The 17,416-nt window shown below is 66.5% G+C and carries 17 protein-coding genes; 11 read left to right on the forward strand and 6 right to left on the reverse strand.

Annotated elements, in window-relative coordinates; genetic code table 11:
- Positions 1-21: 21 nt before the first annotated feature.
- Positions 22-258, reverse strand: coding sequence for a hypothetical protein (locus tag AB6806_RS04140; protein WP_112761926.1), 237 nt, complete (start codon positions 256-258; stop codon positions 22-24).
- Positions 259-461: 203 nt separating this feature from the next.
- The gene (locus tag AB6806_RS04145) at positions 462-1,424 is read right to left on the reverse strand and encodes an AEC family transporter (RefSeq protein ID WP_211200529.1); all 963 of its coding nucleotides are present in this window, start codon (positions 1,422-1,424) and stop codon (positions 462-464) included.
- A 192-nt stretch (positions 1,425-1,616) separates the two neighbouring features.
- Between AB6806_RS04145 and AB6806_RS04150 the strand changes: the two genes are divergently transcribed.
- Together AB6806_RS04150 and AB6806_RS04155 are read left to right on the forward strand one after the other, a co-directional pair.
- Entirely contained in the window at positions 1,617-2,012 is a 396-nt protein-coding gene (locus tag AB6806_RS04150) for a hypothetical protein (protein ID WP_133565593.1), read from the forward strand.
- 159 nt (positions 2,013-2,171) lie between these two features.
- Positions 2,172-2,552, forward strand: a complete 381-nt coding sequence (locus tag AB6806_RS04155) for a hypothetical protein (protein WP_142020755.1) — start codon at positions 2,172-2,174, stop codon at positions 2,550-2,552.
- A 129-nt stretch (positions 2,553-2,681) separates the two neighbouring features.
- Here the strand turns inward: AB6806_RS04155 and ruvX are convergent, their stop codons facing one another.
- Positions 2,682-3,179 (reverse strand): Holliday junction resolvase RuvX, encoded by a 498-nt coding sequence (ruvX, locus tag AB6806_RS04160; protein ID WP_038368799.1) that lies wholly within the window; start codon positions 3,177-3,179, stop codon positions 2,682-2,684.
- Positions 3,180-3,360: 181 nt separating this feature from the next.
- Between ruvX and AB6806_RS04165 the strand changes: the two genes are divergently transcribed.
- Positions 3,361-3,945 carry a GNAT family N-acetyltransferase gene (locus AB6806_RS04165; protein ID WP_051988490.1) on the forward strand — a complete coding sequence of 195 codons (585 nt, stop codon included), beginning with the start codon at positions 3,361-3,363 and terminating at the stop codon, positions 3,943-3,945.
- Positions 3,946-4,060: 115 nt separating this feature from the next.
- Here AB6806_RS04165 and ade read toward each other — a convergent pair whose 3' ends face one another.
- A complete protein-coding gene (gene ade / locus AB6806_RS04170) occupies positions 4,061-5,761 on the reverse strand; it encodes an adenine deaminase (RefSeq protein ID WP_370954156.1) in 1,701 nt (566 codons plus the stop codon).
- 122 nt (positions 5,762-5,883) lie between these two features.
- Between ade and AB6806_RS04175 the strand changes: the two genes are divergently transcribed.
- From AB6806_RS04175 to AB6806_RS04190, 4 genes are all read left to right on the forward strand, one after another.
- A complete protein-coding gene (locus AB6806_RS04175; RefSeq protein WP_191123494.1) occupies positions 5,884-6,582 on the forward strand; it encodes a metal-dependent hydrolase in 699 nt (232 codons plus the stop codon).
- A gap of 109 nt (positions 6,583-6,691) precedes the next feature.
- Positions 6,692-6,979 (forward strand): Asp-tRNA(Asn)/Glu-tRNA(Gln) amidotransferase subunit GatC, encoded by a 288-nt coding sequence (gatC, locus tag AB6806_RS04180; RefSeq protein ID WP_038368128.1) that lies wholly within the window; start codon positions 6,692-6,694, stop codon positions 6,977-6,979.
- A gap of 83 nt (positions 6,980-7,062) precedes the next feature.
- Entirely contained in the window at positions 7,063-8,577 is a 1,515-nt protein-coding gene (gene gatA / locus AB6806_RS04185) for an Asp-tRNA(Asn)/Glu-tRNA(Gln) amidotransferase subunit GatA (RefSeq protein ID WP_370954157.1), read from the forward strand.
- 202 nt (positions 8,578-8,779) lie between these two features.
- Entirely contained in the window at positions 8,780-8,986 is a 207-nt protein-coding gene (locus AB6806_RS04190) for a hypothetical protein (RefSeq protein ID WP_142020759.1), read from the forward strand.
- 127 nt (positions 8,987-9,113) lie between these two features.
- Here AB6806_RS04190 and AB6806_RS04195 read toward each other — a convergent pair whose 3' ends face one another.
- Entirely contained in the window at positions 9,114-12,314 is a 3,201-nt protein-coding gene (locus tag AB6806_RS04195; protein WP_038368120.1) for an efflux RND transporter permease subunit, read from the reverse strand.
- Between the two features lie 85 nt (positions 12,315-12,399).
- Positions 12,400-13,551, reverse strand: a complete 1,152-nt coding sequence (locus AB6806_RS04200; protein ID WP_038368118.1) for an efflux RND transporter periplasmic adaptor subunit — start codon at positions 13,549-13,551, stop codon at positions 12,400-12,402.
- A 321-nt stretch (positions 13,552-13,872) separates the two neighbouring features.
- Here AB6806_RS04200 and gatB point away from each other — a divergent pair, with 321 nt between their 5' ends.
- The 4 genes from gatB (at position 13,873) to AB6806_RS04220 (ending at position 17,370) form a co-directional block, all read left to right on the forward strand.
- Positions 13,873-15,354 carry an Asp-tRNA(Asn)/Glu-tRNA(Gln) amidotransferase subunit GatB gene (gene gatB / locus AB6806_RS04205; protein WP_038368115.1) on the forward strand — a complete coding sequence of 494 codons (1,482 nt, stop codon included), beginning with the start codon at positions 13,873-13,875 and terminating at the stop codon, positions 15,352-15,354.
- 140 nt (positions 15,355-15,494) lie between these two features.
- Positions 15,495-16,001: a GNAT family N-acetyltransferase gene (locus AB6806_RS04210; protein WP_038368112.1), complete on the forward strand. Its 507-nt coding sequence runs from the start codon at positions 15,495-15,497 to the stop codon at positions 15,999-16,001.
- 45 nt (positions 16,002-16,046) lie between these two features.
- Positions 16,047-16,535 carry a GNAT family N-acetyltransferase gene (locus AB6806_RS04215; RefSeq protein WP_133565588.1) on the forward strand — a complete coding sequence of 163 codons (489 nt, stop codon included), beginning with the start codon at positions 16,047-16,049 and terminating at the stop codon, positions 16,533-16,535.
- A gap of 127 nt (positions 16,536-16,662) precedes the next feature.
- Positions 16,663-17,370 (forward strand): glutathione S-transferase N-terminal domain-containing protein, encoded by a 708-nt coding sequence (locus AB6806_RS04220; protein WP_133565587.1) that lies wholly within the window; start codon positions 16,663-16,665, stop codon positions 17,368-17,370.
- The last annotated feature ends 46 nt before the right edge of the window (positions 17,371-17,416 follow it).

A 17,416-nucleotide genomic window follows, 5' to 3' on the forward strand; every position in this document is an offset into this window, starting at 1 on the left:
TCGCTACAGGACCAGCTCGGATCAGGCGTCGAGCTTCCGCTCTGCGATCTGCTCGATCTGCGCCGAGGCCTCGATCCGCGCCATTTCGAGGAAATAGGACAGGGTGTCGAGCTTGGCGTTCCGGGCCATCCGGCGCAGCTCCGCCGTCATCCCTTCGATGAAACTCGCGGCCTCGAACGGCGAAAGCGGCCGTTCCGGCAACTCGGCTTCCTGTTCGGCATCGCTATACGCGGACCGGACCTTATCGACCGGATTCATCGCGGGCAGACTCCCTCATGGTTGGAGGCCAGTCGTTCACTGTCGCCGGCTCAACTCCAGTGATGCAATCATAGAGTGTATATGTAATTAAATACAAGTTTTAGGATATTGTTCCGCCCTGTGCTCGCATAAGGCGCCAGCCTTCGAGGCAAGAGGAAGAGAGCCGGTGTGATTGGGCGCTTTTCCTCCAAAATCGGCGGATTCTATCCCAGAAGAAGGACTGCCACCGGTATCGTGGCGAGCGCGAGCAGAGTCTGCAAGGTGGTGATCTCGGCCATGAGCGGCGCGTCTCCGCCGAGGTCCCGGGCCAGGAAATAAGCAGCCGTCGCCGTGGGCACGGCGCCCGCGATGATCGTCATCGTCAGGGCGGGGCCCGTCACGCCGAAAAGCCCGGCAAAGAGCCATGCCGCCAGCGGCATCGCGACGAGCTTGAGCAGAACCGCGACGCCATGCGCCAGGTTCGGTCGGGCCAGCCGCTTCAGGTCGAGCCCGGCCCCGACCACGAGCAGCCCGATCCCGAGCGAGGCGCGGCCGAGCACGTCGAGATAGCCGATGAAGGCCGTGGGCATGGCCCATTGCACCTGGTTGAGGGTGAGCCCCACCGCGGACGACCAGATGAAGGGGTTGTACAGGATCGAGCGGATGGTCGCGCTGGCGCTCATCGGCTTGCCATTGGCGAAGCGCGCCAGCACCAGCACGCAGATCACGTTGAGCAGCGGAATCATCGACGCCACCGCGATCGCCATCAGCGTCGCGCCGGTGCGGCCCTGCAACCCGGAGGCGAGGGCGAGCGCGACGAAGGTGTTCCAGCGCACCGAGCCCTGGAAGATCGAGGTGAAGGCCGGCCCGTCGATGCCGGCCCGCGCGAGCAGCGGGCGCGCCAGCAGCAACAGGGCCGCGACGCTGAGAATGGCGAGGACGAGGCTAAAGCCCATGGCCAGCACGGGCAGGTCGCCGAGATTGGCCATCGCCAGCGTGTAGATGACGACGGCCGGGAAGAGCACCTGATAGGTCAGCCGCTCGACGCCGATCCAATGTGCCGGCGAGACGATCTCGCGAACCTTGAGGAACCAGCCCGTCGCGATGACGAGGAAGACGGCGATCAGGCTGTCGAGCATGACGGGCGGGAACTCGTGGAAATGGCCGGAGGGAACAAAGGCTTCCATCACCGGTTGTGGAGTCGGATGGAAGACCGGCCTGTCCCTCCCATGGCAGGCGGATCGGGAGCAAGCGCGTTGCCATTCGGTCGCCTTTGTCTCCGCCGCATTGCCGCCGTGATTGGTTCAGGTCTCATTCAAGAGTGGCGGCGCAAGATATCCGCAAGGTTCGGGCGCTGTCCCGGGAAAGGAGATATCGTCATGATGTCTTTGAGGAAGAAATGGATTGTCGCTCTGACCGCGGCCAGCGTCGCGGTGGGTAGCGTTGCGGTGCCGGCGATGGCGCAGGAGCGCCGTTCCTTCGATCCGGCCAGGCTCGACAAGGCGCAGGCCGAATACAGCCAGTATCGCTATCGCGGTTACTATCGCGGCGGCTGGCGTGGGCCTTCGCGGGGCTCGGCCATTGCGGCCGGCGTCGGCCTGGGCATCCTCGGAGCGGCGGCTGCCGCGGCGAGCGCTCGCTCCTATGACCCGTATTACGATGGCGGCTATTATGCCGCACCGGTCTACGCGCCGCCGCCGCCGGTCTATGTGGCGCCGCGCTACTACGCGCCCTACGGCTACTATGCGCCCTACGACTTCCGCGATCATCGCTGATCGCGGATGATGATCGGAGCGAAGGGCGGAACTCGCTCCTTGCTCCGATAAGATAACAAGATCGAGATTCGGTCGCCGCTTCGGCCGGACGGAGAAACGCCACCGTGAGCCGCTCCGGCTCGCGGTGGGCCTGAATTGGGGGAATGTCGGATGATTGGGTTGAAACGCTACGTGTCGGTCAAACGAGCGCTGATGGTTGGGGTGCTCGCCCTCGGGCTGGCGCCGGCCGCCTCGCTCGCGCAGGACATGCCCTACGGCAATGACTACGGCCGTGGCGGGAGCTATCAGGCCAACCCGTATTCCCGGGGCGGCAACTATAACTACAATTATCAGCGGCCACCGGCCGCCGGCGGTCCGATCGACAACGGCGCGCCCAGCTATCGCGGCGGCCCGGGGTATCGTAGCGGGCCGGCCTATGGCGGTGGACGCGCTTACGGCCGGCGCGGCAATCCCTATTACGGCATGTCGATCGAGCAGCAGAAGCGCGCGATCCGAAACCAGCGCGAAGCGCAGAAGCGGGCCATCAAGCGCGGCTTCTGACAGCCTCGCCGGCACTCCGACATCAATCACGACCCGGGCCGGGACGGAAAACCCTTCCGTTCCGGTCTTCGCCATGTCGGGACGGCGGACAGGCTTCGATCTGATCGGGGGGCCGGCGTGGCGCCGGGCTCACGCCGTTTCCGGCCCGAATGCGTCGTCGGCCAGTCGCGCGAGCCGGTCGAGCGCGCCCTGAAGGATGTAGGCGGCCGCCATCTTGTCGACCACGGCCGCGCGCTTGGCCCGTGAGGCGTCGGCGTCGAGCAGGGTGCGCGTGACCGCAAGCGTCGACATGCGCTCGTCCCAGAACACGATCGGCAATTCGGTCAGCGGCGCGAGATTGCGCACGAAGGCGCGGGTCGACTGTACGCGCGGCCCCTCGCTGCCATCCATGTTGAGCGGCAGGCCGATCACCAGCCCGGCGACCTGATATTTGCCCGCGATCTTGAGCAGCGCGGCAGCGTCGAGCCCGAACTTGACGCGCTGGATGGTTTCGAGCGGCGTCGCGATGCTGCGCTCCACATCCGACAGCGCGAGCCCGATCGTCTTGGTGCCGAGGTCGAGCCCGAGCAGCCGCGCGTGATCCGGCAGATCGAGAAGGCTTTCGAGCGGAACGATGGCACTGGTCATCCCAGCGCGGTAGCACGCGGGGCCCGCGCTTACGAGCGATTGCTGCGCGAAGAGCGCGCCTTGCATCCCGGGAATGGCCACCGTCGCGCCAGATCGTGCCGGAGCCGTCGCGCATGGCGACCGAGCGCTCTATCCTCGATGCACGAAGGCGGGATCGCCGCCATGGAAGGATACACTGCGCGTGCCGGCTCTGATCTCGTTGCAAGTTCCCGACAGAGCCCTGCTCGCGCCCTATGAGGCGGCGCTGCGCGGCGGCTGGTCGCCGAATACGACACGCGACGTCGCGCCGGAACAGCTCGCCGCCATCGCTGCCGATCCCGACGCCTTCCTCGCCGAACTCCGCGGTGGACCGGGCCTTATCCGCCTGCCGGATGGCCGCGAGGTCGAGCGCCTGCCGGGGCCGACGCGCTGGATCTTCGCGCAGGACAGACCCGGGCGTCCCTTCGTCGGCTCGATCAATCTGCGCTGGCAGGCGGATGCAGAAGGCCGCCCGATGCTGGCCCTGCCCGAGCATGTGCTCGGACATATCGGCTACGCCATCCTTCCGGCCTTCGCCGGCCACGGCTACGCCACCGCCGCGCTCGGCGCCATGCTGCAGGTGGCGCATCAGGCCGGCTTGCCGGAGGTCGTCATCACCTGCGACGAGTCCAACCACGCCTCGCGGCGCATCATCGAGAAGAACGGCGGGCGGCTGGTCGAAGCCTTCACCGCGCCGCTCTATAGCCCCGACCCGCATCTGCGTTTCCAGCTCAGCACCGCTCGGTGATCAGCCTCGCCAGAGGGCCAGCAGGTGAATCGTTGGATGAAGCCGTGATCGGAAACGATTCCGCTTATTGAAGAATCGGCCCGCTCGAATGCGCCGAGATCGCGCGAGATGTCCCTCAGACGAGCGCGAACCGGTCGACATCGACCAGTCCCTTGTCGGTGATCTTGAGATGCGGGATCACCGGCAGGGTCAGGAAGGCGACCTGCAGGAAGGGTTCCGCCAGCACGACGCCGAGCGCCTTCGCCGCCGCGCGCAGCGTTTCAAGATCGTGCCGCACCGCTTCGAAAGGCGCTTCGCTCATCAGCCCGGCGACCGGCAGCGCCAGCTCCGCCACGATCTTGTCGCCATCGGCCACCGCGAAGCCGCCGCCGGTCTCGATCAGCCGGTTGGCCGCCGCCGCCATCGCGACGTCATCGACGCCGACCACGCAGAGATTGTGGCTGTCATGGCCGACCGAGGAGGCGATGGCGCCGCGCTTCATGCCGAAGCCATGGACGAAGCCCGTGGCGATGCCGCCGCTCCTGCCATGGCGCTCGATCACCGTGACCTTGACCGCATCCTGCGCGAGATCGGGCAGGGCCTCGCCATCGCGCGCGGGCAGGGACATCGCCAGCCGCTCGGTGATGATCCGGCCGGGCACGACGCCGATCACCGGCGTCTCGCCCTCGCGGGCCTGTGCTCGGAAATCGGCCGGCGTGAGCCTGCGGCTCTTCACGCTGCCATGTCCGACCGCCGGAACCTCAGTCCGGCCCTCGAACAGCCCGGCTTCGACCAATCGTCCTCCGGTGAAGACATGGCGCACCGAACAGGTGGCGAGATCCTCGACCAGCACGATGTCGGCGCGCTTGCCCGGCCCGATGAAGCCGCGGTCGAACAGGCCGAAATTCCGCGCCGCCGAGAGCGAGGCGATGCGGTAGGTCGCCAGCATATCCGCGCCGTTCGCGATGGCGGTGCGGATCATGTAGTCGAGATGGCCTTCCTCGCCGATATCGAGCGGGTTGCGATCATCGGTGCAGAAGGCAAGGAAGGGCGAGGCATCGCGCGAGATCAGCGGGATCAGCGCATGCAGATCCTTCGAGACCGAGCCCTCGCGGATCAGGATCGCCATGCCTTTGCTGAGTTTTTCGCGCGCTTCGTCGGCGGTGGTCGTCTCGTGGTCGGTGCGGATGCCGGCGGCGAGATAGGCGTTGAGGTCCATGCCCCGCACCAGCGGCGCATGGCCGTCGATATGGCGGTCCGAGAAGGCCTCGAGCTTGGCGAGGCAGCCGGGATCGCGGTGGATCACGCCCGGAAAGTTCATGAATTCGGCGAGGCCGATGACCTTGGGATGGTCCATCATCGGGATCAGGTCGGCAGCCTCGAGCTGCGCGCCGGCCGTCTCCAGATGCGTCGCCGGCACGCAGCTCGACAGGTTGACGCGCAGATCCATCCGCATCGCCTCAGAGCAGGCGAGGAAATAGCGGATGCCCTCGCCGCCCAGCACGTTGGCGATCTCGTGAGGATCGCAGATCGCAGTGGTGACGCCGTGCGGCAGCACGCAGCGCTCGAACTCGAAGGGCGTCACCAGCGAGGATTCGATATGCAGATGCGTGTCGATGAAGCCGGGCACGGCGATGAGGCCGGCGGCGTCGAAGACGCGCTTGCCTTCGTATTGGCCATAGGTCCCGACGATGGTGTCGCCGCAGAGGGCGATGTCGCTCTCGACGAGATCGCCGGTGACAAGATCGAGGAGGCGCGCCCCCTTGATGACGAGATCGGCCGGCTCGTCGCCATGCCCCTGGGCGATCCGGCGGGCGAGCGTGGCTGCGTCGGTCATGGAGCGATTCCGTTGGCTGGTCATGCCGACAGCCTGCATGGCTGCGCGCGCATTGTCGACTTGGTCGGGCGGTCGGATCGGCCTAGATAGGGGCCGGCAACTGAAAAGCCTGGAGTCCCCGCATGAAGCTCACCTGGTACGGCCATTCCGCCTTCCGCGCCGAGATCGACGGCGCCGTCATCCTGATCGACCCGTTCTTCACCGGTAATCCGGGCTTCGAGGGCGATATCGCGGCCATCTCCAGCGGCGTGACCCATATCGTCGTCACCCACGGCCATGGCGACCATGTCGGCGACACGCTCGACATCGCCGAGAAGACCGGCGCGACGGTCATCACCAATTACGACCTCGCCATGCATCTCGCCGCGAAGGGGCTGAAGAAGTTCCAGCCGATGAACACCGGCGGCACTGTCGATCTCGGCCCGTTCAGCGTCACGCTGGTCCGCGCCGACCATTCGGCGGGAATGGGCGAGGCCGGCGTCGCCGTCCCGGTCGGCAGCCCCAACGGGGCCATCATCAAGGCGAAGGGCGAGAAGACGCTCTGGCATATGGGCGACACCGACATCTTCTCGGACATGGCGCTCCTCAGCGAGATCCATGGCGTCGAAGCCTGCATCTGCCCGGTCGGCGACCGCTTCACCATGGGCGGCAAGGTCGCGGCGCTCGCCATGACCCGCTTCGTCAAGCCGAAGGTGGCGATTCCCTGCCATTACGGCTCGTTTCCGATCATCGACTCGAACGCCGATGCTTTCGTCGCCGGGATGCAGGGCAGCGGCATCGAGGTCGTGGTGCCGAAGAAGGGCGAAGCCTTCGCGATCTGAGCCGGGCTCCCGGATCGTCAATGTTGATTTACGTCGGGGTGTTCGCCGCGCTATAGCCCCGGCGAACCGTTTTCAGGCGCATAAGCCGCGCCCCATTCAGGAGTCCGCCATGTCGGTCGATCTCGCCACCGTCAAGCGCGTCGCGCATCTCGCGCGCATCGCCGTTCCGGAGGCGGATCTGCCCAAGCTGCAAGGCGAGCTCAACGCCATCCTCGGCTTCGTCGAACAGCTCAACGAGGTCAATGTTGAGGGCGTCGAGCCGATGACCTCGGTGACGCCGATGGCGATGAAGCAGCGCGAGGACGTGGTCGATGACGGCGAGATCGCCGACGAGATTGTCGCCAACGCCCCGGTTTCCGAAGACGATTACTTCATGGTGCCCAAGGTGATCGAATAGGCGCGAAACGCGCTTGTTCGATCACCCCGGACGCGCGCAGCGCGATCGGGGGTCTTTTGACCAGATAACTCCGGAATTCTCCCGTGACCGATCTCACCCGCCTGACCCTGACCGAGGCCCGTGACGGCCTGAAGGCCAAGACCTTCACCGCGACCGAGCTGACCAAGGCGCATATCGCCGCCGTCGAGAAGGGCCGCGCCCTCAACGCTTACGTGCTCGAAACGCCCGAGCATGCCCTGAAGCAGGCCGCCGCCTCAGACGAGCGCATCGCCAAAGGCGAGGCCGGGCCGCTCGAGGGGCTGCCGCTCGGCATCAAGGACCTCTTCGCGACACAGGGCGTGCGCACCACCGCCTGCTCGAAGATCCTCGGCAATTTCGTGCCGCCCTATGAATCGACCGTCTCTAGCCAGCTCTGGCGCGACGGCGCGGTGATGCTCGGCAAGCTGAACAACGACGAATTCGCCATGGGCTCGTCCAACGAGACCTCGGCTTTCGGCAACGTCGTCAACCCCTGGCGGCGCAGCGGTTCCAATGTCGGAGCCGGGCAGGGCGGGGCGGTCGAAGGCAACCATCTCGTGCCGGGCGGCTCCTCGGGTGGCTCGGCGACCGCCGTCGCTGCCGATCTTTGCCTCGCCGCCACCGCGACCGACACCGGCGGCTCGATCCGCCAGCCGGCCGCCTTCACAGGCACGGTCGGCATCAAGCCGACCTATGGCCGCTGCTCGCGCTGGGGCATCGTCGCCTTCGCCTCCTCGCTCGACCAGGCCGGGCCGATCGGTAAGAGCGTGCGCGACTGCGCCGCGATGCTCCGCTCCATGGCCGGGCATGACCCGAAGGACACCACCTGCGTCGATACCCCGGTGCCGGATTACGAATACGCCGTCGGCCGTTCGGTGAAGGGCATGAAGATCGGCATTCCCCGGGAATACCGGCTGGAGGGGCTGAACCCCGAGATCGACGCGCTCTGGCAGAAGGGCATCGAATGGCTCAAGGCGGCCGGTGCCGAGATCGTCGAGATCTCGCTGCCGCACACGAAATACGCCCTGCCGGCCTATTACATCGTCGCCCCAGCCGAGGCTTCGTCCAACCTCGCCCGCTATGACGGCGTCCGCTACGGCCTGCGCGAGCAGGGCAAGGACATCGTCGAGATGTATGAGAAGACCCGCGCCGCCGGCTTCGGCGCCGAGGTCAAGCGCCGCATCATGATCGGCACCTACGTGCTCTCGGCCGGCTATTACGACGCCTATTATCTGCGCGCCCAGAAGGTCCGCACCCTGATCAAGCGCGATTTCGAGACGGTTTATGCCGACGGCATCGATGCGGTTCTGACGCCGGCGACGCCTTCGGCGGCCTTCGGCATCGGCGAGAAGGGCTCGGCCGACCCGGTCGAGATGTACCTGAACGACATCTTCACCGTGACGGTGAACATGGCCGGCCTGCCAGGCATCGCGGTGCCGGCAGGGCTGGACAGCCAGGGCCTGCCGCTCGGCCTCCAGCTCATCGGCCGCCCCTTCGACGAGGAGACGCTGTTCTCGCTCGGCGAGGTGATCGAGCAGGCGGCGGGCCGCTTCCCGGTGAGCGAGCGCTGGTGGGGCTGAGGCGCCCGCCCTGAAGCTTTCCGAGCCCTCATCCTGAGGAGCCGTTCCGCAGGGAACGGCGTCTCGAAGGATGCTCCATTGGGCTCCCGTGCATGCTGGATCATCCTTCGAGACGCGCCTGCGGCGCTCCTCAGGATGAGGGCTCGCTATTGACCGCTGGCTCGTAGAGATTGGCGATCGGATGCCCCGCGAGGAGACGGCCATGATCTTCAGCCGCGCCATGGCCTATGCCTGCCTGACGGTGCTCGCCGGCATCCTCGCCTTCGTCGCTGTCCTGCTGGTCCTGCTGACGATCGTCCAGATGGCGCGAGGGGAGGCTGTTCCCGATCCTGCCGCGAGAGCCATCGCGACCGTCATTGCGATGGGCCTCGCTCTGGGCTGCCGGGCGGTGGCGCGGCGCCTGGTCTGATCCTTTCCGAAAGGCTTCGCTGCTCGGGCTCCGAAAGCCCCGGAGTGGAGGCGAAACGAAAAGGGGCCGCAATTGCGGCCCCTTTCTTGTTCGTGGCTCCGGTTGCCGGAGCGGCCGCCGGCGGCTTTCAGTGCGCCGCTGTCGGCTCGGCCGGCGGCGGGGCCTGCACCTTCCGCTTGGTCCCGCGCAGATCCGCCAGCCAGCGCACCATCACGTAGAACACCGGCGTGAAGATCAGGCCGAAGAAGGTCACGCCCAGCATGCCGGAGAACACCGCGATGCCCATCGCCTGGCGCATCTCGGCGCCGGCGCCGACCGAGATGGTCAGCGGCAGCACGCCCAGGATGAAGGCGACCGAGGTCATCAGGATCGGCCGCAGTCGCGTCCGGGCCGCGGCGATGGCCGCGTCGCGCCGGTTCATGCCTTCGTCCTCGGCCTGCTTGGCGAACTCGACGATCAGGATCGCGTTCTTCGCCGCCAGGCCGACGAGCACCACCAGGCCGATATCGACCAGGATGTTGCGGTCGAGATTGGCGTAGTTCACCCCGAACATCGCCGCCAGGATACACATCGGCACGATCAGGATGACCGCCAGCGGCAGCAGCCAGCTCTCGTAGAGAGCCGCCAGCAGCAGGAAGACGAAGACCACCGCCAGGCCGAAGGCGACGATCGCGGTGTTGCCGGCGAGCTTCTCCTGCAGCGCGATCTCGGTCCATTCGAAGCCGAAGCCGGCCGGCAGGCGCTCGGCCGCGATCTTCTCGACCGCCGCGATGCCCTGGCCGGTGGAGAAGCCGTGCGCCATCGAAAGCTGCACTTCCGCTGCTGGATAGAGATTGTAGCGCGGCACGCGATAGGCGCCGGTCGTGTCCTTGAAGGTGGCGACCGAGCCGATCGGCACCATCTCGCCATCCGCGTTGCGGGTCTTGAGATTGGCGACGTCGCGGGTGGTCAGGCGGAACGGATTGTCAGCCTGTGCCGTGACGCGGAAGGTGCGGCCCAGCAGGTTGAAGTCGTTGATATAGGCCGAGCCCATATAGATCGACAGCGTCTCGAAGATGCGGGTGACGGGCACGCCGAGCATCTCCGCCTTGGTGCGGTCGATATCGGCGTAGATCTGCGGCGTCTTGGTCGAGAACAGGGTGAAGGGCTGCACGATGAAGGGCAGCTGGCCGGCCGAGCCGGCGACCGTCCAGGCCGCGCCTTCGAGCGCCGCGAGACCGCGCCCGCTGCGATCCTGCACATAGCCCTTGAGGCCGCCGCCATTGCCGATGCCGGAAATCGCCGGCGGCTCGATCAGCAGGGTGAAGGCTTCCGAAATCCCGAACATCTGCTGGCGGAGGTCGCCGAAGATGCCCTGGGTCGTCAGGCCCTGCTTCACGCGCTCTTCGAAGGGGGAGAGCGTGACGAAGGCGACGCCGGTGTTCGGCGCGATGGTGAAGGTCGCGCCATCGAGGCCGGCGAAGGCGACGGTATGCGCAACGCCGGGGCGGGACTGCAGGATCTCGTTGGCCCTGCGCAGCACGGCGTCGGTACGCTCGAGCGAGGAGCCGGGCGGCAACTGGATCACGGCGATGAAATAGCCGCGGTCGAGCTGCGGAACGAGGCCGGTCGGCGTCTGGACCAGCCGCTGCGCGGTCAGCGCGATCAGCCCGGCATAGACGATGAGCAGGATCACGGCGAGGCGGATCAGCCGCGAGGTGACGCGCCCATAGCTGCGCGAAAGCCAGTCGAAGGCCGCGTTGAAGTAGTGGAAGAACCAGCGCACAGGCGCGCCCAGCTTGTAGATGAAGCCGTGCTGCTCATGCGGGTCATGCGCCTTGTGCGGCTTCAGCAGCAGCGCCGACATCGCCGGCGAGAGCGTCAGCGAGACAAAGCAGGAGATCGCGGTCGAGGCCGCGATGGTGACGGCGAACTGCTGGTAGAATGTGCCCTGCAGGCCGCTGATGAAGGCGGTTGGGATGAACACCGCGCAGAGCACGAGCGCGATCGCGAGCAGCGCGCCGCCGACCTCGTCCATGGTCTTGTGCGCGGCCTCCTTGGGCGACATTCCCTGCGCCAGATAGCGCTCGACGTTCTCGACGACCACGATCGCGTCGTCGACGACGATGCCGATCGCCAGCACCAGCGCGAGCAGCGAGATCGTGTTGAAGGAGATGCCGACCGCGCTCATGATCAGGAAGGTGCCGACCAGCGAGACAGGGATCGCGACGATCGGGATCACCGCCGCCCGCCAGGTCTGCAGGAACAGGATCACCACCACGACGACGAGGATCATCGCCTCGAACAGCGTGTGCACCACCGCGTCGACCGACTGCGCGATGAACTCGGTCGGGTTGTAGATGATGCGGTGCTCGAGTCCCGGCGGGAACTGCTTGGACATGTCGCTCATCGTCGCGATCAGCTTGTCCGATGTCGCGAGCGCGTTCGAGCCGGGCCGCTGGAAGACGCCGATGGCGACGGTGTTCCTGTTGTCGAGATAGGCGTTGGTTGTGTAGTCCTGCGAGCCGAGCTCGACGCGGGCGATGTCGCGGACGCGGATGGTGCCGCCATCGGCGTCGGAGCGCACGACGATGTTCTCGAACTCGGAGACGTCGGTCAGGCGGCCGAGCGTATTGACCGAGAGCTGGAAGGCCTCGTTCGACTTCGCGGGCGGCTGGTTCAGCGCGCCGGCGGCCACCTGCACGTTTGCCGCCCTGAGCGCGGCGACGACGTCGCTCGCCGTCAGGTTGCGCGAGGCGACCTTGGCCGGGTCGAGCCAGATGCGCATCGAGAAGTCGCGCGCGCCGAAGACCTGTACGTCGCCGACGCCGTCGACGCGGGTCAGCACGTCCTTCACATAGAGCGAGGCGTAGTTGGAGATGTATTGCGCGTCGCGCGACCCGTCCGGCGAGATCATGTTGATGACCATCAGGAAGTCGGGCGAGGCCTTGCGCACCTGGACGCCCAGCGCCCGCACGTCCTGCGGCAGGCGCGGTTCGGCCTGGGAGACGCGGTTCTGCACCAGCACCTGCGCCTGGTCGATATCGGTGCCGCCCTTGAACACGACGTTGATCGTCACCACGCCGTCGCCGGTCGACTGCGAGGTGATGTAGAGCATGTCGTCGACGCCGTTCACCTCCTGCTCGATCGGCGTCGCCACCGTGGCGGCGACCGTCTCGGCCGAGGCGCCGGGATAGGTGGCGCGGATCGACACCGTCGGCGGGGCGATCTCGGGATATTCGGCGATCGGCAGGGAGCGCTGGGCGATCGCGCCGGCGATCGTCAGCAGGATCGAGAGGACCGTGGCGAAGATCGGCCGGTCGATGAAGAAATGGGCGAAGCGGAACATGGAAGGTCCTGTCCGGAAAAGGCGGACGGGCGCCGCGAGGCGCCCGGATTGTCGTGTCAGGGGCCGAGGGCCGGCCCCCGACCGGTCAGTTCGTTGTCGCGACCTTGATCTCGCCCGGCTGCGGCGTGACCGCCACGCCCGGACGGACCATCGGATTGGCATTGCCGCCGACGATGACCTTGTCCTGCGAGGTCAGGCCGGCGCGGATCACGCGCAGGCCTTCGCTGAGCGGGCCGAGCTCGACGATCTTCGGCACCACCTTGTTCTCGGGGCCGACGGTCAGCACGACCTTGTGGGACTGGTCCGAGGCGATGACGGCGTCGGGCACCAGCAGCGCATCCGCCTCACCGGCGAAGAAGCGCAGGCGGCCGAACACGCCGGGGGTCAGGAACTGGTCCTTGTTGTCGAACACGGCGCGGCCGCGAATGGTGGCCGAACGCGCATTGAGCGCGTTGTCGAGGAAGTTGACCTTGCCGCGGCGGTCCCATTTCGCCTCGTCGGACAGGCGCACTTCGACCACCGTGCCGGAATCGCGGCTGGCACCGTCGCGCGGATTGGCCATGCGGGCATAGCGCAGATAGTCGGCCTCCGAGACATCGAAGGTGAAGTAGATCGGATCGACCGCGACGATGGTGGTCAGCAGCGTCGCGCCGGACTGGCCGCCCGAGATCAGGTTGCCCGGATCGACGCGGCGGTTCGAGATGCGACCCGCCAGCGGCGCGCGCACCTCGGTCCATTCGAGATTGAGCTGGGCGGTCTTGAGATTTGCCTCCGCGCCCTGCAGCGTGCCGACGGCGCTGTCGAGATTGGCCCGCCGCTGGTCGACGTCGCGCGCCGTGATCGTGCGGTTCTGGGTCAGGCCCTCGGCGCGCTCGACCTCGTTGCGGGCAAGATCGACCTGCGCCTTGGCGCGGGCGATGTCGGCCTGCGCCACATCGACGGCCAGTTTGTAAGGCCGCTGATCGATGGTAAAGAGGAGATCGCCCTTCTGAACCAGCGCGCCGTCACGGAAATGGACGCGGTCGATGAAGCCGGAGACGCGCGCGCGCACCTCGACCTGCTCGCTCGCTTCGAAGCGGCCCGTATACTCGTCCCAGTTGGTGACGCGTTTGGCGAGTGGGTTGGCGATCTGGACGGGCGGGGCCGGCGGCGCTCCCTGGGCGGACGCATCCTGCTGAACGAGGATGGTCGACGCGGCGGCAGCGAGCACCAGGCCGATAAAACGGCTGCGTGACATGGAGAAACTCCGGATTGCGGGCCAGGCATATCATCGTTGGTTTCCGGCCGTTGGCGCAAGAAGGGTATGGCAGTGACGAATGTCAAGAACCATCACCCATCATAAGACGCCTTCCTGACACAAATAAGCAATGTTCCCGCCATCTGGTTGCAGGAGTGCAACGCGTTTCGGCCTCCGGATGACGCGTCGAGGCCTTGGCGCGAGGAATGCGTCTTGCGCGCGGCGACCTCCGCGCACTGTGATCCTTGCTCGCCGTGACCCTTGCCGCCCGTTCGCCGAAAGCGTAACGCGTAGCCGAGTTTGAGAGCCGAAAGGTTAGAGATGAACGCGCATGTCCGCCCCGCCGACCCCAAGAAGCTGATCAAGGGCGCGACCGGGGATTGGGAAGTGGTGATCGGCATGGAGATCCACGCCCAGGTCACCTCCAACGCCAAGCTGTTCTCCGGGGCTTCCACCGGCTTCGGCGCCGAGCCGAACGAACATGTCAGCCTCGTCGATGCGGCGATGCCGGGCATGCTGCCGGTGATCAACGCCGAATGCGTCCGCCAGGCGGTGCGCACGGGCCTCGGCCTCAACGCGCAGATCAACAATCGCTCGGTCTTCGACCGCAAGAACTATTTCTATCCGGACCTGCCGCAGGGCTACCAGATCAGCCAGTACAAGAGCCCGATCGTGGGCGAGGGTGAGATCGTGGTCGATCTCTCGCCGACCGAGCAGATCACGGTCGGCATCGAGCGCCTGCATCTGGAGCAGGACGCCGGCAAGTCGATCCACGACCAGCATCCGACGATGAGCTTCGTCGACCTCAACCGTTCGGGCGTGGCGCTGATGGAGATCGTCTCCAAGCCGGATCTGCGCTCGGCCGAGGAGGCGAAGGCCTATGTCTCGAAGCTGCGCACCATCCTGCGCTATCTCGGCACCTGCGACGGCGACATGGAGAAGGGCAATCTCCGCGCCGACGTGAACGTGTCCGTCCGCAAGCCCGGCGACGAGCTCGGCACGCGCTGCGAGATCAAGAACGTCAACTCGATCCGTTTCATCGGCCAGGCGGTCGAGGTCGAGGCGCGCCGCCAGATCGGCATTATCGAGGATGGCGGCACGATCGACCAGGAGACGAGGCTCTACGATCCCGGCAAGGGCGAGACCCGCTCGATGCGCTCCAAGGAAGAGGCGCATGACTACCGCTACTTCCCCGATCCCGATCTGCTGCCGCTCGAATTCGACGACGCCTTCGTCGCGAATCTGAAGGGCGCACTGCCGGAGCTGCCGGACGCCAAGAAGGCCCGCTTCATCGCGGAATACGGGTTGTCGCCCTATGACGCCTCGGTGCTCGTCGCCGAGCGCGAGCAGGCCGATTATTTCGAGGCGGTGGCGAAGGGCCGCGACGGCAAGGCCGCCGCGAACTGGGTGATCAACGAGCTGTTCGGCCGCCTCAACAAGGAAGGCAAGGACATCGCGTCCTCTCCTGTGTCGGCCCTCCAGCTCGGCGGGCTCGTCGACCTGATCGGCGAGAACGTCATCTCGGGCCGCATCGCCAAGGACCTCTTCGAGATCCTCTGGACCGAGGGCGGCGACCCGCGCCAGATCGTCGAGACCCGCGGCATGAAGCAGGTCACCGACACCGGCGCGATCGAGAAGGCCGTCGACGAGCTGATCGCGGCCAATCCCGACAAGGTCGAGCAGGTCAAGGCCAAGCCGACCATGCTGGGCTGGTTCGTCGGCCAGGCAATGAAGGCCTCCGGCGGCAAGGCCAACCCACAGGCCCTCAACGAGATCCTGAAGAAGAAGCTGGGGATCGAGTGATCGAATACGCCGTCATCCCGGACGCTGCGACGCGGAGATCCGGGATCCATGCTTGAAGCTTTTTCGGAAGCGCTCCGGCCTGGATCCCGGGGCAAATCCGGGATGATCGCGGTGTTCCCTGCGCAAGCTGGACGATTGGGATGACCCCCGCCGACCTCGTCATCCGTGACGCCGAAGCCGCCGACATCCCGGCGGTCAGGGCGCTTCTGGTCGAGACCTGGCATGCGACCTATGACGGCATCTATGGTTGGCAGCGGGTCGCCGAGATCACCAATGCCTGGCATTCGCCGGAGAATCTGCACAGCCAGCTCGGCCGCGACGAGGGCGTCTTCCTCGTCGCGTCGGTCGGTGCGGAGATCGTCGCCACGGCATCCGCCAGACCGGAACGCGACGGCGCGGCGCTGCTGACCCGGCTCTATGTCCTGCCGGCCTGGCAGGGTGTCGGCATCGGCCGCACGCTGCTGCAGGTCGCGCTCGCCTGCTTTCCGAAGGCGCCGGTCGCCCGCCTCGAGGTCGAGAGCCAGAACGAACCGGCGATCGCCTTCTACGAACGCATGGGTTTCTTCCTGCAGCGCCAGGCGCGCTTCGACGGCCGCGACGACACGCCGAACACGCTGCTGATGGCCAAGCGCCTCTTTGCCGAGTGACCTCGCGCCCACTTCCCGTCTGTGCCTGAGCCGAAAGCCGATGCGATGACCAGGACATCTGTCTCCGCCGCCGAAATCACCATCCGCCGCGCGCGGGCCGAGGATGTCGCACGCATCGTGGAACTCATGATGCTCGGCGCGCCGACGCAGACGTTGACGCCGGAGGAGATCGCCGCCGAGGCACGTCACCCCGCCTATGCCGAGGCCTTCGCCGAGATCGCTGCCAGCAGGGACAGCGCGCTCTGCGTCGCCGAGCGGGCAGGGCAGGTGATCGGCACCTTTCAGATCACGCTGATCCCCGGCCTCATCGCGCGCGGGCGCAAACGCGCCAAGATCGAGAGCGTCCACGTTTCGCCGGAGAGCCGCGGGCTCGGCATCGGTGCGCTGATGATCCGCCACGCCCTGGCCTTTGCCGAGGAGAGCGGCGCCGGTCTCGTCGAGCTGACCTCGAACAAGAGCCGCGTCGATGCCCATCGCTTCTACCGCAAACTCGGCTTCGACCAGAGCCATGAGGGCTTCAAGAAGCCGCTCTGAACCTGAAAAGGTTACACGCGGGGAGGACATGGCGCAGTCGCGCTGGGGGCGGGCGCAGCCCCTTCCGGCCCAGCCGGCCTAACCATAGATTGGCGGCTGAAGTTTCGTCGCAGCAAGGAAGCTACCGATGTCGCAAGCTCCCGCCCATCCGATCGACCTCTATTTCTGGCCGACGCCGAACGGCTACAAGATCAGCATCATGCTCGAAGAATGCGGGCTGCCCTACAACGTCGTTCCGGTGAACATCGGCAAGGGCGACCAGTTCAAGCCCGAGTTCCTCGCCATCTCCCCCAACAACCGCATGCCGGCCATCGTCGATCCCGACGGGCCGGACGGCAAGCCGATTTCCGTCTTCGAATCCGGCGCCATTCTCCAATATCTCGGCCGCAAGACCGGGAAGTTCTATCCGAAGGACGAGCGTGGCCGCGTCGCGGTCGACGAGTGGCTGTTCTGGCAGATGGGCGGTTTTGGCCCGATGCTCGGCCAGACCCATCATTTCCGCCTCTACGCGCCTGAACAGGTGCCCTACGCCATCGAGCGCTACACCAATGAGGCGAACCGCCTCTATGGCGTGCTGAACAAGCGGCTCGCGGGCCGCGACTACATCTGCGGCGATTATTCCATCGCCGACATGGCTTGCATCGGCTGGGCCCGCGGCTGGGAGCGGCAGGGCCAGGACATCAAGCAGTTCCCGCATGTCGGCCGCTGGATCGAGACGATGCTCGCTCGCCCCGCGGTCGAGCGCGGCCTCAAGGTCGGCGAGGAGCTGCGCAGCCCGGCCGGCATCAACACGCCGGAGCAGAAGGCGGTCCTCTTCGGCCAGAAGGCGAGCTGAACTGCTCTCCCTTCTCCCCCGGGGGAGAAGGTGGCAGTGCGAAGCG

The organism is Allobosea sp. RCC_152_1 (assembly GCF_041360765.1).
Lineage (GTDB): Bacteria > Pseudomonadota > Alphaproteobacteria > Rhizobiales > Beijerinckiaceae > Allobosea > Allobosea spartocytisi.

Coding starts and splice junctions, on each gene's coding strand:
- AB6806_RS04145 (WP_211200529.1), bottom strand. CDS start 1,424: ATGGAAGCCTTTGTTCCCTCCGGCCATTTCCACGAGTTCCCGCCCGTC.
- ade (WP_370954156.1), bottom strand. CDS start 5,761: ATGACCGACGCAGCCACGCTCGCCCGCCGGATCGCCCAGGGGCATGGC.
- AB6806_RS04150 (WP_133565593.1), top strand. CDS start 1,617: ATGATGTCTTTGAGGAAGAAATGGATTGTCGCTCTGACCGCGGCCAGC.
- AB6806_RS04140 (WP_112761926.1), bottom strand. CDS start 258: ATGAATCCGGTCGATAAGGTCCGGTCCGCGTATAGCGATGCCGAACAG.
- AB6806_RS04200 (WP_038368118.1), bottom strand. CDS start 13,551: ATGTCACGCAGCCGTTTTATCGGCCTGGTGCTCGCTGCCGCCGCGTCG.
- gatB (WP_038368115.1), top strand. CDS start 13,873: ATGAACGCGCATGTCCGCCCCGCCGACCCCAAGAAGCTGATCAAGGGC.
- gatC (WP_038368128.1), top strand. CDS start 6,692: ATGTCGGTCGATCTCGCCACCGTCAAGCGCGTCGCGCATCTCGCGCGC.
- AB6806_RS04190 (WP_142020759.1), top strand. CDS start 8,780: ATGATCTTCAGCCGCGCCATGGCCTATGCCTGCCTGACGGTGCTCGCC.
- ruvX (WP_038368799.1), bottom strand. CDS start 3,179: ATGACCAGTGCCATCGTTCCGCTCGAAAGCCTTCTCGATCTGCCGGAT.
- AB6806_RS04215 (WP_133565588.1), top strand. CDS start 16,047: ATGACCAGGACATCTGTCTCCGCCGCCGAAATCACCATCCGCCGCGCG.
- AB6806_RS04175 (WP_191123494.1), top strand. CDS start 5,884: ATGAAGCTCACCTGGTACGGCCATTCCGCCTTCCGCGCCGAGATCGAC.
- AB6806_RS04220 (WP_133565587.1), top strand. CDS start 16,663: ATGTCGCAAGCTCCCGCCCATCCGATCGACCTCTATTTCTGGCCGACG.
- AB6806_RS04195 (WP_038368120.1), bottom strand. CDS start 12,314: ATGTTCCGCTTCGCCCATTTCTTCATCGACCGGCCGATCTTCGCCACG.
- AB6806_RS04210 (WP_038368112.1), top strand. CDS start 15,495: ATGACCCCCGCCGACCTCGTCATCCGTGACGCCGAAGCCGCCGACATC.